Source organism: Psychrobacter sp. APC 3281 (assembly GCF_030407815.1).
Classification (GTDB): domain Bacteria; phylum Pseudomonadota; class Gammaproteobacteria; order Pseudomonadales; family Moraxellaceae; genus Psychrobacter.
Map to the genome: position 1 here is coordinate 142444 of NZ_JASDCS010000005.1, position 15260 is coordinate 157703.

The 15260-nt window shown below is 44.0% G+C and carries 11 protein-coding genes; 5 read left to right on the forward strand and 6 right to left on the reverse strand.

Translation table 11 applies throughout. The features are described from left to right. The first annotated feature begins 422 nt into the window (after positions 1-422). Positions 423-1088 carry a TetR/AcrR family transcriptional regulator gene (locus QL886_RS04990; RefSeq protein ID WP_290177845.1) on the forward strand — a complete coding sequence of 222 codons (666 nt, stop codon included), beginning with the start codon at positions 423-425 and terminating at the stop codon, positions 1086-1088. Between the two features lie 142 nt (positions 1089-1230). On the opposite strand, the gene QL886_RS04995 is transcribed toward QL886_RS04990, so the two are convergent. From QL886_RS04995 to tolQ, 5 genes are all read right to left on the reverse strand, one after another. Then, positions 1231-2637: a nucleobase:cation symporter-2 family protein gene (locus tag QL886_RS04995; RefSeq protein ID WP_290177846.1), complete on the reverse strand. Its 1407-nt coding sequence runs from the start codon at positions 2635-2637 to the stop codon at positions 1231-1233. Positions 2638-3141: 504 nt separating this feature from the next. After that, positions 3142-4434, reverse strand: a complete 1293-nt coding sequence (locus tag QL886_RS05000; RefSeq protein WP_290177847.1) for a translocation protein TolB — start codon at positions 4432-4434, stop codon at positions 3142-3144. Positions 4435-4570: 136 nt separating this feature from the next. Beyond that, positions 4571-5593 (reverse strand): cell envelope integrity protein TolA, encoded by a 1023-nt coding sequence (locus tag QL886_RS05005; RefSeq protein ID WP_290177848.1) that lies wholly within the window; start codon positions 5591-5593, stop codon positions 4571-4573. 73 nt (positions 5594-5666) lie between these two features. After that, positions 5667-6125: a protein TolR gene (gene tolR / locus QL886_RS05010; protein WP_101204804.1), complete on the reverse strand. Its 459-nt coding sequence runs from the start codon at positions 6123-6125 to the stop codon at positions 5667-5669. Beyond that, positions 6122-6844: a protein TolQ gene (gene tolQ, locus QL886_RS05015; protein WP_057759620.1), complete on the reverse strand. Its 723-nt coding sequence runs from the start codon at positions 6842-6844 to the stop codon at positions 6122-6124. The genes tolR and tolQ overlap by 4 nt, the downstream gene beginning before the upstream one ends. A 628-nt stretch (positions 6845-7472) precedes the next feature. Between tolQ and QL886_RS05020 the strand changes: the two genes are divergently transcribed. The 3 genes from QL886_RS05020 (at position 7473) to QL886_RS05030 (ending at position 13484) form a co-directional block, all read left to right on the forward strand. After that, a complete protein-coding gene (locus QL886_RS05020; protein WP_101204806.1) occupies positions 7473-8768 on the forward strand; it encodes an NCS2 family permease in 1296 nt (431 codons plus the stop codon). A 748-nt stretch (positions 8769-9516) separates the two neighbouring features. Then, positions 9517-12780: a bifunctional proline dehydrogenase/L-glutamate gamma-semialdehyde dehydrogenase PutA gene (gene putA, locus QL886_RS05025; RefSeq protein ID WP_290177849.1), complete on the forward strand. Its 3264-nt coding sequence runs from the start codon at positions 9517-9519 to the stop codon at positions 12778-12780. Positions 12781-12791: 11 nt separating this feature from the next. After that, entirely contained in the window at positions 12792-13484 is a 693-nt protein-coding gene (locus tag QL886_RS05030) for a 1-pyrroline-5-carboxylate dehydrogenase (protein ID WP_101204808.1), read from the forward strand. A gap of 191 nt (positions 13485-13675) precedes the next feature. Here the strand turns inward: QL886_RS05030 and QL886_RS05035 are convergent, their stop codons facing one another. Further along, positions 13676-14848, reverse strand: coding sequence for a cupin domain-containing protein (locus QL886_RS05035; RefSeq protein WP_290177914.1), 1173 nt, complete (start codon positions 14846-14848; stop codon positions 13676-13678). Between the two features lie 190 nt (positions 14849-15038). Between QL886_RS05035 and QL886_RS05040 the strand changes: the two genes are divergently transcribed. Next, complete coding sequence (locus QL886_RS05040) at positions 15039-15224, forward strand: NF038104 family lipoprotein (RefSeq protein ID WP_057759633.1); 186 nt, start codon at positions 15039-15041, stop codon at positions 15222-15224. Positions 15225-15260 lie beyond the last annotated feature (36 nt).

Sequence of the window (15260 nt, forward strand, 5' to 3'; positions counted from 1 at the left end):
TAAGCAGTAATCTTGATAAGCAGCGGTTGCTTCAGCTTCATGAATAATTTGATTAAGCTAGCAGCTACTAATTTGCACAAAATCAAAAGCTGATAATCTATGTGTTCGTAGTCAGCCCTTTGGAGCTTATATACGCTTTGAATAATTTCAAGTTATAGTGAACTGACAATACGAAACAGATTTGCTAAGGAAACACTGATATTTTAGCCGTCCAAAACGTCTGGCAAGAGGTAGTTAATGACGGCGTAATTGATTTATAGTTCCCATTTTGCTAAAACCTGACTAATTGGTCAACTGTTTTATGCGAAATATTTTTATTTAACAGGTTATGCTGATCAAATCTATGTGTTTATATAAGAATACACAGCAAAATATAGCGACTATTTTGTCGAACCTGTCTCTTAGAGTGAGATACCACTGCTATGACTCAAAACAATCAAAAGGAAGAAACCTCAGTGACTGATACGCCTTCGCACCGTAGCCAACAAGCCATTCGCGCACAGAATCAAGCGCTGATCTTAGCGGCAGCTGAAGAAGAGTTTGTGCTTCAGAGCTATCGCGGCGCTACGATGCAGGGCATTGCCGATAGGGCAGGCTTGCCTAAAGCCAATGTTCACTACTACTTTAAAAATAAAAAAAACCTCTACATGGCAGTGCTACGCTCGATCATTCAAGAATGGAATGAAGGTTTGGTAACCATGACAGTAGATAGCGATCCAAAAACAGTTATCGAAAAATTCGTCCGTACCAAGCTACATCAAGCCTTTGTCAATCCAAGTCGCCATAAATTGTTTGCGATTGAGGTCATCGGCGGTGCACCGCATTTGCATGAATTTATGTCCACTACGATGAAGGAGTGGGTACACGATAAAGCACAGGTAATGAAAGAGTGGCACAAGCAAGGCAAAATTGGGATTACTGACCCTCTCCAACTACTGATTTTGATTTGGGCGACTACCCAACGTTATGCTGAATTTGAGATTGAAATCGTTGGATTGATGGATAAGACGGCGTATGACGCAGAAGATGAAGCGCGTGCGGCAGATTTTCTGGTGCCATTTATTTTAAAAGGCTGTGGCCTTGAATGATAACAAGATAGCTATTTGACAGGATGCCTATTTAATAAGTCAGGTGTTTAATCAGTGAAGTGCACAGATTGTTTCTATTTTTCTGTGCACCTCGTTTATGGCGAAACACTTCGATATGTTCAGCCCTAGCTTGCGTTTAGTCTTACGCTACTTCTTGCGTTGGTTCTAAACCGTCTTCAGCATGCTGTGCTTTGGTATCAAACTCGATGCCATAGTTTTTGGGTAAAATCATATCAAGCGTGATAGCCACAATCCCTGCCATCGTTACCGCTGAGCCAAAGATATTCTGAAAGAACTGCGGCGTTTGTGACAGTACGTCAGGGACAAAGGCGATACCCGTTGCCAGACCCAGTGAGGTGGCAATGATTAAGACATTACGATGCGTAAATTGCACGGTAGATAAGATGCGAATGCCAGCAGTCGCCACCGTCGCAAACATCAGTAGCGTGACACCGCCAACGACAGGCTTCGGTAATTGCGTAAAAATAGCACCAAGGACAGGGAATAGTCCCATCAGGCATAGAATGCCGCCCACATAGAAACCCACATAGCGACTGGCAATACCCGTCATCTGGATCACACCGTTGTTTTGGCTAAAGGTCGTCACGGGGAAGGTATTGAATACTGCCGCAATCAGAGAGTTAACACCATCTCCTAGTACGCCGCCTTTGATGCGTTTCTCATAGAGAGGACCTTTGATCGGTTCACCTGATATCATTGAGGTCGCCGTCAAATCGCCTGAGGTCTCGATACTGGTAATGATATACATAAAGGCAATAGGAATAAAAGCCTGCCAATCAAAACCAAAGCCATATTTAAAAGGGATCGGCACCGTAAAAAAAGCCGCTTCAGAAACCAGTGAAAAATCGATACGTCCCATAAATACGGCAGCGACAAGGCCGAGCATCAAACCGATAAAGATGGCGCTTGAGCGAATGACTTTATTATTGATGATACTAATTAGTACGACACTTGCCAGCACACCACCGCCCAAGAGTAGGTTTGGAATACTACCAAAATCGTCAGCACCAAACCCGCCCGCTAAGTCAGTCAGACCTACCTTGGTTAGTGACAAACCAATCGTGACAATTACGCAGCCTGTAACAATAGGGCTCATAAAAGATTTGAGTTTGGTAATAAATTGACTCAAAAATATCTCAACAAATGCACCGAGAAAGGAAACACCAAAAATAACGGATAAAATCTCTTCTGGACCACCGCCGCGGTTTTTTACCACAAAACCTGCTGTCAGTACCGCTGCCAAAAATCCAAAACTGGTGCCTTGTAACGCCATGAGGCCAGAGCCAACAGGGCCTACTTTACGAGTCTGAATAAAGGTTGCGACGCCAGATACAATCAATGACATACTGAGAAGGTAGGGGATATGCTCTCCTAAACCTAATGTGCCACCTATGATAAGAGAGGGTGTGATGATACCTACAAACGCTGCAAGTACGTGCTGTATAGCACCTAAAAATGCTTTAATGGGGGTAGGACGGTCATGCAGTCTATACAGTAAATCGGTATTCGCTGGAACGTTTTCACTCATGGTGGTTTCCTCCTAAAATAACTGCTTAGTACCCGCTTGACTGTAGATATCAGACAATGTGGTAAATCACGAGATCAAAGTTTTAACCCAATCTTTGACTTGTTTTTTATCGATGTAAACTATAGGGGTACGCATCCGTCTGTAAGATAAACAATGAAAATAACTAATATATGTTGGCTAATATTTGAACAACCTGACCAATTAGTCAGGTCTATTTAGGGTATAGGTAAAATACAAGTCATTGCAATGTTTTTTTTGGTACTAGTGAGTTTACAGTTTTGTTACGAAGGAGGGAGGGTTAGGTAACATTGGAAGGTAGATTAAAGGCGAGGATGCTGACCATTTAGAATATATAAGTACTAAGATCTATCGGCAGCTCTATTGCTGTTTTTTAATCAAAAAAAGCCCCAACCGTATTCGTTATGGTTGGGGCTTTTACCAGTTTGCTTAACAGTTGATCTTTATTCCACTATAATCAAAATTGCTACTTTAGTGCACGACCAGTTATTTTGGGCTCGATGACCATACGGGTGAGCGGATAACACCTTGTCCTGACTTACCAAACGCTTCGCCACCATTAAGAGATTTGATAGTCAGCACGCCTTTGCCGCCTTGGGTCGATGCGTAGACCACGCGTTTACCGTTTGGTGAGAAGCTTGGAGCTTCGTCAATACCTGTATTGCCAAGATTGGTAGTAACAGCACCATTACTATTCATAATAGCCGCTGAGCGCCCACTCAAAAAGGCAATTTGTGTACCGTCACTGCTAAACTGTGGGCTGGTTGCATAACCACCGTTTGACACTTTAGTCGTTTGTCCCGTGGCAAACTCGTAGCGATAGACTTGCGGCTTGTTAAAGCCAGTTTTATCACTGACAAACACAAAAGATTTGCCGTCTGGTGCATAGCTTGGTTGTACTTCACTGCTCGGTAAATTGGTGAGCCTTCTAGGTGTACCGCCGCTAGCGCTCATCTCATAGATATCAGCGCTACCTTCAAAACTACTAGAGAATAATATCTTGCTGCCATCAGGAGAGAATGATGGGCTTAGGTTGCTACCTGAAAAAGGCGTTAGGACAGTTGCGCCGCCGCCACTGACGTTTTGCACGTAGATGACGGGATATGATTTTTCACGTTGTACTGAGTAGGCGATACGGTTGCCATCAGGTGACCACGCTGGTGAGAAGATAGAGCCTGCGACTTCAGTAATGGTTCTAGCATTTTCGCCATCAGCGTCCATCACTTTGAGACGAGAGATCTTTTGCTTGCCTGTTCCTGTTTCTTCAATATAAGCAATACGTCCTGAGAAATCCCCTGGAATACCAGTAATCAGCTCGTACACTTTGTCTGCGATGACATGACCGGCATAACGCATACTTTCTCTATTGTTGTCGGCGGTTAGGCTTTGCTTGCCTTCTATCACACGACCAGATTTGACATCGATGACTTCATAATCGGTGATTATTTTGCCACGATTGGTACGCGTACTGCCGACGACCAAATACGGTATGCCCATGCTTTGCCAAACGGGTAATGTGCCTGTCAGCTCTTTACTACTGTGCGGCTGCTGCGGCAGATCTTGATTGGTTACTTTTAGCTCGGTTTTACTCAAGTCATTTAATATAATCGGTGATAAGACAGAGTCACCCGCAAACGATACAAACGCAACTTGGTTTTGCTGAACAGGAATCTCATAGTCCAATTCTAGTACAACAGGTGCAGCGAGCACGCTTTGCGATGCTAGTAATGCTGAGGTACTGGCGAGTAATGAGACTAGTAATTTTTTGTGGGTACGCATGAGTAAATGGAGCTCCTAAAATTAGTATGATATTAATTTTTTATTTAATGAGACAAGCATCTAGATGAGGCAGTAACCTATGCGAGACAAGCCGCTTAACGTCACGTTACCAATATTATAAGAACCTAGCAACTGATTAATTGCTGCCTTTAAATTGTATGGTAAAAGTCGGGTATTTAGGGTCATCAGCATCAATCGGGAGACTGCCAGTATTGAGTACCGCTTGTCTTGCCGCTTCATTGACCGTGCTATCAGGTCCAGAGGCGGTCACATTGATTACATCGCCATTTGCATTGACAGTGATAGTCAAGGTGGCACGTTGAGTAGAGCCTCGCGCAGCAGTAGGCGGCGTATAGTTGCGCTTGATTAAATTGATAATTTCGCTGTTGCTGGCACCACGACTACCACTAGATGCAGAACGACTACTGCCCTTGGACGTACTAGAAGTTGACGTATCACCAGACATAGTAGACTGCCCATCTGACAGGCTAAAGGTTTTGCCTGCATTGCCAGAGCCGGCAGTATCAATCTCAATATTGCGATCAGTAGCAGTAGGACGTTTTATCTTTGGTGGATTATTTTGCTTTTGACGAAACTCTCCCAGCCTTTTCTGTTCTTCTATGAGCTGCTCGCGTTTGCTTTGATCGACTTGATCAAGCTCTTCCATGGCTGATTCATCTAGTTGTGCTGCCCACTCAGCCATTTTGCGCTCATACTCTTGATTTTGCTCAAGTAGACGTTGTTGATGGTCTTCGCTCATAAGTATGGGTTGACCAGCTGGCTCCTCAGATCGTGTAAATACAGGGACACGTTGAGAGCTTGTCTGACTTGGATTTTGCGCACTGACGCTACTGCCAGATACTTCTAGCTGGGCACTACTGGACGAGCCGCTAGTGCTACTATCCATCTGCATTGCACTGGCTGCTGCACGGTTGGCCAGTATTTGTCCTTGCATTTCAGCAAGTTGCTCAGGAGATACCATGACCGTTTCGATACTACCAGCAGTCTCAACCTCAGTGGTTTGATAGTTGTAAACCAGTATGCCGATAACAAGGCCATGCGCCAGCAAGCTTAGCAACGTCGGCAATGTGAGGCCGTTGCTTTCTGGTTCGGTAGGTACATAGACGGCAGGAGCATTATGCATGGTAAGGATACTCATGAACGTGATTTGTCAGATTGATTACTAGAATTGGCTATTATGATATGAGACATTTACTAAAGGACGCTTATCACTATAAAGAAGGCGTGGGTAGTGGTGCACCGGTCAGTAATCCAACTTTTTCGATACCTGCTTGTTGCAAAGTCGCCATGAGTGTCATGATGGCACCATATTGATTGTTTTGATCGGCATTGATCATTACCTGTACTGGCTCAGCGTTACTATTATCGCTCTGAGACTGCAGGTTAGATAATGTATTAATCAGCTCAGGCTCACTTACTGGCACGTCGACATTGCTTTCATAACTAATAAAAATATCACCTTTATCAGTCAAAGAAACAATCACAGGTAATTGGCTTTGACTCATAGTATTGGTTTGCTCTTTTGGCAAATCAACATCGACGCCTGTAATCAGCATCGGCGCTGTCACCATAAATATCACCAGTAGCACCAGCATGACGTCAATGTAAGGTACGACGTTCATTTCTGCATTAAGGGCTTTTTTTTCACGGCCGTAGGGGTTTGGTTTCATAGCCCTGTCACCTGACCTGCATTAACTTGGGTTTCTTTGCTAATAGGCGCTTGTACGCTGGTCTCACGCTGTAGCATGCCTGTCATCTCATCACAAAATAAGGCGCGCGAGTCATATAGTCGGCTCGATTTTGCTGTGAAATGATTGTATGCCAATACCGCAGGGATAGCCGCAAACAAACCCATGGCTGTGGCAATCAATGCTTCGGCGATGCCGGGAGCGACAGAGGCGAGGGTAGCTTGTTCAGTTTGAGACAGTCCCAAAAAGGCATTCATAATGCCCCACACTGTACCGAACAGTCCGATGTACGGAGCAACCGAGCCAATGCTGGCTAGCGTCGTCAGTCCTGACTCGAGCAATTGCTGCTGACGACCTAAGCCGACACGTAGCTTGCGTTCAACACCATCGATAATGTCGTCTTTAGGTTGACGTTTTTTATGCATTCTCAGATATTCTGAAAAGCCCACATAAAAAATCTGCTCAAGTCCTTGACGGTCAGGAGAGCCCTGAATGCCTTGGTATAGTTTGGCCAAGTCTTCGCCTGACCAAAACCAAGTCTCAAATTGTTGATCAAAGTTTTTGGCTGTACCAAGTCGAGCACTCATGCGAAAGATAATAACCCAGCTGAGCAAAGAGGCTAATAACAATAGTGCCATCACAATCTGCACCAATAGACTGGCTTGGGTAATAAGATCGACAATATTTAATGATTCAGGCATGTAATGGACTCACGAATAATTGATAACAGCTGGCTGGAATAGTCATATCCGAACCAGACAACCTCTAAACAAACACTATTTACTTTTTATTATTTAATATGCAGCTCGTTTCTTCACTAAAAATTTGTAACTGTGCTTAGAAAAATGCTGCAACAGTAAGTATCGCGATTTAGGTATCGGTATAATAACCCCCTAGTTTACTTCTAAATGAGAGAAAGGTCATTATTAATGTGTTAAACGACTATTTAGTTGGGCTGCTATTGATTCATTCAATAGTTAGTTGGATAACATGAATAATGACCGAGCAAATACTTACTACCTAAAACTCATGACTCAAACCGAATATTACCTTAATGACGAATAGAAAGTAGTTTTTCGAATAGCGTAGGGCAACATGGCTGTATGTGGCTTTTCATATGGCTTTTCTGACCAATAGTCTTGAAGTCTCTCAAAATCGCATTTTGTACGAGATAGACATTATCAACGATTGAGTTTGTAAGATAACTGGTCTAATATGTTACGCTTTGTTACTACATTATTCTTATTGTGGCATCGTTATTTTTTCGCTGAGGTCATGTTTAATTTTAGGTAATGATGACTTTTTATTAGCCAGTCGGGGGCGACACTTATGAATGCAATTGAACGCTATTTTGGGATTAATGGTGAAAATACCACGATCAAAACAGAAATCATCGCTGGTATAACCACGTTCTTGACGATGGCTTATATTATCTTTGTCAACCCTAACGTCTTAGCCGATGCGGGTATGGATAAAGGGGCCGTATTTGTAGCGACCTGTATAGCAGCAGCAGTAGGTTGTTTCATCATGGGTATCTACGCCCGACTACCAGTTGCGCTGGCACCAGGTATGGGTCTTAATGCCTTCTTTACCTATGGTGTGGTGCTTGGTATGGGTTACGCATGGCAGACAGCGTTAGGTGCGGTGTTCTTGTCTGGTTGTATCTTCGTACTATTGAGTCTATTCAAGATTCGTGAAGCAATCATTAATGCCATTCCAACGTCTCTCAAAAATGGCGTAGTCGCTGGTATTGGTGCGTTCTTAGCGTTTATCGCATTGCAAAGCGCAGGCATCATCGTCAATCATGATGCAACCTTAGTTGGCCTTGGTGACATGACATCGTTTGGTCCTGTCATGGCTTCACTAGGTTTTGTCGTTATCATTGGCCTATCTTATAAGAGAGTCCCAGGTGCGGTAACCATTGGTATTTTATTGGTTGCACTGATTAGCTTATTAATGGGCTATACGCAGTTCACAGGTATCATCTCTTCACCGCCTTCTATTGCACCGACGCTTATGCAGTTAGACATTGCTGGTGCATTTGATGTGGGCATGATCAGTGTGATCTTTGCTTTCTTATTTGTCGATTTGTTTGATACTGCTGGTACCTTGATTGCCACCACTAGCCAAGCAAAGCTAACTGACAAAGATGGCAATATCCCGAACATGGGCAAAGCACTACTCGCTGATTCAACAGCGACAGTAGCGGGTTCTTTATTGGGTACTTCATCGACGACCAGCTATATTGAGAGTATCTCTGGTATCGCCTCAGGTGGCCGTACAGGCTTAATGGCTGTTACGGTAGGTGTGCTATTCCTATTCAGTATCTTCTTCTCGCCACTAGCAGGTATGATTCCAGCTTATGCAACGGCTGGCGCTATCTTTTATGTAGCCGTACTTATGATGGGTACCCTAAAGGACATTAATTGGAGCGACTTAACAGAGGCTGCACCAGTGGTCGTGGTATTGCTATTCACACCGCTTACATACTCTATCGCTGACGGTATCGCACTTGGTTTTATTACCTTTACGGCCGTAAAAGCAATTGCAGGCAAGTTTGCAGATATCAGTATCGCTGTTTGGATTTTGACTGCTATATTGTTGTTCAAGATTATCTTCCTATAATGCAAAGTGTAGTAAGACATTAATAGTATCTTAAACAAAAAACCCTCCTTATCAGCTGATGATAAGGAGGGTTTTTTTTGTCAGCATTATAAGCCTATCGTCTTAATTTAAGCTCGGTATTCTTGGGGTTAAATGTTTAGTATTTCTGATACCAGTATTAAGTAGGGTGATGCCAAACTATGGGCAATAGTAAACAAAAAAACGTAACCAAAGCGTCATGGCCAATAAAGTGCTTGTAAGTTATTGTTATTTAGATATATATTAATTTATGAAAATAATAAATTTCGTTAGTTTGAAAAAAACTTTCGTGATATTATAGCCGAGTTAAGCGCATCACCTCAATCAACGCCGTAGAGGTTTTTCTTACAGTGAATTAGCATCATCAAAGATGACAGATTTGTGATTATTAGAGCGATTTTTCGGTTCAATAAGTTCAATAAGGCGATATTTGGTCATCACACTCCTTTCACTACTAACAAGAAGAAGGCACTAATGCCGCTTAGCTTTTCGTTGTTGCCTTTGTATTGTTAACGTAGCCCGTTTAACAGTCGAACGACCTACTTAACCGTCTCCAGCCTATGCTGGATTTTTAGTTTTGTGATGGCGCCGTTTGGTCTTTTGATTATTGCTGTGAATATCCGTCAATAACCCCTATTTTTTGATAGCGGTTATGAGCAGTTATACAGGACGATCAGACTTCCTAAAGCACCATTTATTATGGTTTTTAAACGATAGTTATGGAGTTATTATGAACCCAGTAGACCAGTTTACCCCGCAAGAGCCGATCTTGTTTAATCCTGTTGATATGCTGTCGCCTGAGTATCTCGCCCAGTCAGCAGAAGCGCTAAATAAGCGTATTTCGCCGCTATATAGCGCCGATGAAGAACGTTGGTTGTCTGAGTTATTGCCACTTGCCAAACCCAGTATAGAAGAACGCGATGCTGCTGCTGAGCAAACGCGCAAACTGGTCGAGCACGTACGTAATGATGGTAAAGCCGTCAAGATGGTTGATTCATTATTGCTGGAGTATAGCCTTGATACCCAAGAAGGTATCTTGCTAATGAGCTTGGCAGAAGCCTTGATTCGTGTGCCAGACAACTATACGGCTGATGCATTGATTCATGACAAAATGAGTGTGGCTGACTGGAAAAAGCACATTAAAAATGACAATGGCTTTATGGTCAATGCCTCTACTTGGGGCATGATGATGACTGGTCGCGTTGTCAGTATTGACAGCAGCACCACTGCATCAGGTTTCTTGGATCGCATGACTAAGAAGATGGGTGAGCCTGTCATTCGTAGTGCGATGCAAAAAGCCATGCGTATCATGGGCCATCAGTTTGTATTGGGCGAAACCATCGAAGACGCCAATAAAAACAGCCAGCCATATCGTAATAGAGGCTATACCTATTCATTTGATATGTTGGGTGAAGCGGCGATCACGCATAAAGATGCTGAAAAATACTTCAACGACTATCTACATGCGATCAGAGCTACGGCGAACGTAAAAGTTAAAGAAGGCATGCCAAAGCCGTCAGTGTCTATCAAATTATCAGCACTGCATCCTCGCTATGAAGCCACGCAAGAAGCACAAGTAATGGGCTTATTGCGTCAGCGCTGCCTACTATTGATTGAAGCGGCACGTGAAGTCAATGTCGATATCAGTATTGATGCTGAAGAAGCAGATCGCCTTGAGATTTCTCTAAAACTGTTTGAGTCTTTGTACCGTGATAATTTAACGGCGGACTGGGATGGTTTAGGTATCGTTGTACAAGGGTACTCTAAACGCGCTATCGCTGTATTGGCATGGCTTGCTCGTTTGTCTACTGAAGTCGGTGATCGTATTCCAGTACGTCTAGTAAAAGGCGCTTACTGGGATACTGAGATCAAACTTGCTCAGCAAAAAGGTCTATCAGGCTATCCAGTTTGGACACGTAAAGAAGGTACGGATACTGCATATCTTGCTTGTGCGCGCTTCTTATTGTCAGACCATCTGCGCGGGCTAATCTGGCCACAGTTTGCGACGCATAATGCGCATACACTGTCATCAATCATGACCATGAGTGCACATAGAGACTTTGAGTTCCAACGTCTGCATGGTATGGGTGATGCGCTTTATGATCATATTTTGCAAGCTTATGAGATTCCTGTACGTATTTATGCGCCAGTAGGTGCACATAAGGACTTGCTACCGTACTTGGTACGCCGCTTGCTTGAGAACGGTGCCAACAGCTCGTTTGTTCATCAGTTGCTAGACAAGTCTTACCCAATCGAAAAGCTAACAGTGCATCCATATGACAAGCTGCTTGGTAATGCAACATTGCACAATCCAGACATCCCGTTACCGTTAGAGATTTACGGTGAACGTCGTGCAAGTTTTGGCCCTAATATCTTTGTAGAGTCACAATGGCTACCGTTCAAGTCAGCTATTGATAGCCATCTACACAAAACATGGTCAGCAACCTCTATCATTAATGGTAAAGCTGTTGATACTTACGAAGTAGATGGTCAAACGAATCAACTTGATACGCAAACTGTACTTGCGCCTTGGAACCATGAAGTTAGTGCTGGTAAAGTAACTTGTGCCAACGCTGAAGTAGCTCGCCAAGCGATTGACGTTGCTGTTGCTGGTCAAGATGTATGGAAAAATGTACCAGCTGCTAAGCGTGCTGAGATATTACGCAAGATTGCTGAGCTATACGAAGAGAACTACGCTGAGCTAATGGCACTATGCCAAGTTGAAGCGGGTAAAACCATGCAAGATGGCATCGATGAAATCAAAGAAGCCGTTGATTTCTGTCGTTTCTACGCTGACGAAGCAGAGCGCCTAGATGATGTCGTGCATGAGTTTACAGACTTGGCTGGTAAGCAGTCTCGTCAAGTGTATAAAGCACGTGGCACTTTCGTTTGTATCAGTCCATGGAACTTCCCATTGGCTATCTATACGGGACAGATTGTAGCTGCACTTGCTGCAGGTAACACCGTAGTAGCGAAACCTGCTGAACAAACCAGTTTGGTAGCTCACTTTGGTGCCCAGTTGATGTATCAAGCGGGTATACCTGCAGAAGCATTGCAATTGGTCATTGGCGCAGGCGACGTAGGTGGTGCTTTGACGGCGGCTGACAATATCGCAGGGGTGATATTTACCGGTTCGACTCAAACAGCCCAACGTATCAACCAAAGCTTAAATGATCATGCACAAACCAGTGGCGAGTTGCCGGTCTTTATCGCTGAGACTGGCGGTCAAAACGCAATGATCGTTGATTCAACAGCACTGCCAGAGCAAGTCGTTAGAGATGCGGTACTATCAGCATTTGGTTCAGCAGGTCAGCGTTGTTCAGCTTGTCGCATATTGTGTGTGCAAGAAGAGATGGCGGATGATTTAATCGAGCTATTGCAAGGTAATATGGCTGAGCTGTCTGTAGGTAATCCTCTATATGCTGCCACAGATGTAGGTCCAGTAATTGATGCAGATGCTAAGCATGGTTTAGAGGCGCACATCGAACGTATGAGTGCTGAGCCTACTGCTACTATCTTGGCACAGACACCAATGAGTGCCAGCTCAGTTGTCAGTCAAGAGAAGTCTACCTTTGTATTGCCAACCGCAATCGAAGTGAAGAGCATCGATGTGATCGGTGGTGAGCACTTTGGTCCAATTCTACACGTACTGCGTTACCAAGCACGTGATTTGAATAAGCTGATTGATGCCATTAACAACACAGGCTTCGGTTTGACGTTAGGTATCCATAGCCGTATCGAAAATACCGTTGAGCACATTGAGCGTCGTGCCTTTGTCGGTAACACTTACATCAACCGTAACCAAATCGGCGCGGTCGTAAACGTACAGCCATTCGGTGGTTGTGGTCTATCAGGTACTGGCCCTAAAGCTGGTGGCCCGCACTATGTCGCGCGTCTGATGCAACTTAGCTCAGAAACAGTCAACGCTGAACAGTCAGCTGCTCATATGACAGCGACCGAAACCCAAACTACCACTCAAACAGAACTCGCATAAGGAGTAGCAACATGGCGACTGAATTCAAAAAAAATCATGCCCAGGTTTGTGAATCTTGGCGACTACTTGGCGCGGTCAATCGCGCAACGTATCTACAAGCAGCCATTCCAAAACTGGCATTGCTCACTGGTGATGCCAATAAAGCAAAGCGTTTATTCAACCATTTGTTGAGCGCTGCGCCTAGCTTGGATGAGATGCATCGTATGACAGGGGCAACAGGCGAGTCCAATGACTTGTATGTGACTGGTCGTGGTAAGACGATGGTCATCGGTGGCGAAACTGCTAGAGCCATGGCAGTATTAGGTCAGCTTATCGCGGCACTCCTAACAGGTAATGAAGTTATATTGCATTGCCCAAGCCAAGATGAGATGTGTAATGAAGCTGCTAAGATACTGCACGACACAGGTATCAGCGAAGATGTATTGAGTGTGGCTAACGATTCGCAAACAGTCACACTTTTATATATCGATCGTCTAGCACAGGTGGCTGTCTCTGGTAGCCGCAGCGAAGTGCAAGCCATCAGTCAAGAGCTTGCCAATACTGACGGTATTTTGACACAGGTTATCAGTGTCACTGATATGGAAGGCTTGTCAGAAATGCTAACGCCTGATTATCTGCATCGTTTTGTCACTGAGCGAGTCAAGACTATCAATACCACAGCAATCGGTGGTAACGCGAGCTTGCTTGAGCTTGGTACAGAGTAGAGTCAATGCATTAATTACGAATCCGCTTAGCCTTTATATCAATTCTCATAAAGGCTAAGCGGTGTTTGGTAACGCTATAACTACCAAACTATTAACTGCATAAGATGTATAAGAAAAAACCGCTATCTGAGTAATTATCAGATAGCGGTTTTTTTGTTTATGCTGTTTAACTGAAGCCTGATGACAGGATGTTATTCAGCAATATCAACCCATACCCAACCGTTTTCTAGCCATTCGCTCAAATCATCTGCATCAACATCGGTGACGTCGCTATGTTGTAATGCTTCACCATTGGCCAAGCGTACTAGTACTGCTATCGCCGATTCATCAATCCCATCGATACGTTGACCATTGGCATACAGCACGGTGCCATCAGTGGTCTGGCTATAGAGTAGGCGATTGCTATAGTCCGCCTGTAATGTGGCCCCTTCTGATAGGGCCTGTATTAGCTCATCGGTATCTAACGTCTCTTCTGGCATCAGCGCATCATATTGGCGTTTACTAACCACTTCAGAAACTGCTTGGCGAATCATATCATCACCGCGATCAGATTGTAGCATCTCTAGCAATTGCGCCTTAATAGCCGCAATACTATCTGCTTGCAATTCACCTGACGCTTGTAGTGCTTGCGGTAGTAGCATCGGGATAAACAACTTGCTGTCATTGGTCGCAATGTCAGCCACGCTATCGATGATTTGCATCAGGTTTGGACGGCGGCAACCAAACGAGAAAGTCAGACAGTCGTCTTGTGCCACACCGAAATGTGATAATTTAGGCGGTACATAAAGGACATCACCTGCTTCTAGTATCTCATCAAAAACAAGCTCGCCCATGTCGTCAAATAAACGAAGCGGCTCATCAGCAACAAACTCTGTCTGGTCATCACAGAATTTACCTAACTGCCAACGTCTAGAGCCATAGCCTTGTGCCAAAAACACATCGTAGTCGTCATAATGCTTACCTACCGACCCACCTGCTGGCGCGTAAGAAACCATGATGTCATCGCGCTGCCACTGCGGAATAAAGTCAAATGCTTGCCACAACTGACCAAGCTCTGGTGACCATTGTTCAAGATTCTGCACCAATACGGTCCATTGCTCTGGCAAGTTTTCAAAATCAGTTTCATTCAGTGGGCTTTTTTTGAGTTGCCACTGTGCCTGACCTTCTTTTTTACTGGCTGCTTGAGTCAGCAGTCTTGCGCTAGCATCTTCTTCAAGCGCAAGACCAATCATGTCATCTGGCTCAAACATATCAACTAGCTGCGGCAACCCTTGCTTGATAAGCAGTGGCTTCTTTTGCCAATATTCAGATAAGAATTGCTCAGGCGTGATAGAGTCGGGTAAACAAAGAGGGATAGAGGTCATTGATAAATCCATATTTTGGCGGTGTACAAGATTAATAATAAGGGATGCTTTATAGGAAGGTTTTAATAGTTTAAGATTGTCATCTATTTGATGTCTATTATTTTGGTGACGTTTATATAGTACATATAAGCAATCACGATTATCAAAATAATAGCTGTCATCAGAGCATCCACTCAATCGTAGGAACGTTATGAAAAAGCTGCATTTTGTTGTCATCATCGCTAGCGTGTTTTTGCTACAAGCCTGTGTCCATAAAATCGTCACAGTACCCGCAAAAATCGCTTATAAAACTACCAAAGGTGTGGTCAAAGGAACCGTTGCTGTGGGTAAAGCCATCATACCGGGTGACAGTGATGACGATGATGATAAAAAATAAAACCTTACTTATCGACTACGGGTTTTGAATCAAAAC

Excerpts from the sequence above, each read along its gene's own strand:
- QL886_RS05035 (WP_290177914.1), bottom strand. The coding sequence starts at position 14,848 with ATGACCTCTATCCCTCTTTGTTTACCCGACTCTATCACGCCTGAGCAA.
- QL886_RS05005 (WP_290177848.1), bottom strand. The coding sequence starts at position 5,593 with ATGAGTATCCTTACCATGCATAATGCTCCTGCCGTCTATGTACCTACC.
- QL886_RS05000 (WP_290177847.1), bottom strand. The coding sequence starts at position 4,434 with ATGCGTACCCACAAAAAATTACTAGTCTCATTACTCGCCAGTACCTCA.
- putA (WP_290177849.1), top strand. The coding sequence starts at position 9,517 with ATGAACCCAGTAGACCAGTTTACCCCGCAAGAGCCGATCTTGTTTAAT.
- tolQ (WP_057759620.1), bottom strand. The coding sequence starts at position 6,844 with ATGCCTGAATCATTAAATATTGTCGATCTTATTACCCAAGCCAGTCTA.
- tolR (WP_101204804.1), bottom strand. The coding sequence starts at position 6,125 with ATGAAACCAAACCCCTACGGCCGTGAAAAAAAAGCCCTTAATGCAGAA.
- QL886_RS04995 (WP_290177846.1), bottom strand. The coding sequence starts at position 2,637 with ATGAGTGAAAACGTTCCAGCGAATACCGATTTACTGTATAGACTGCAT.
- QL886_RS05020 (WP_101204806.1), top strand. The coding sequence starts at position 7,473 with ATGAATGCAATTGAACGCTATTTTGGGATTAATGGTGAAAATACCACG.
- QL886_RS05040 (WP_057759633.1), top strand. The coding sequence starts at position 15,039 with ATGAAAAAGCTGCATTTTGTTGTCATCATCGCTAGCGTGTTTTTGCTA.
- QL886_RS05030 (WP_101204808.1), top strand. The coding sequence starts at position 12,792 with ATGGCGACTGAATTCAAAAAAAATCATGCCCAGGTTTGTGAATCTTGG.
- QL886_RS04990 (WP_290177845.1), top strand. The coding sequence starts at position 423 with ATGACTCAAAACAATCAAAAGGAAGAAACCTCAGTGACTGATACGCCT.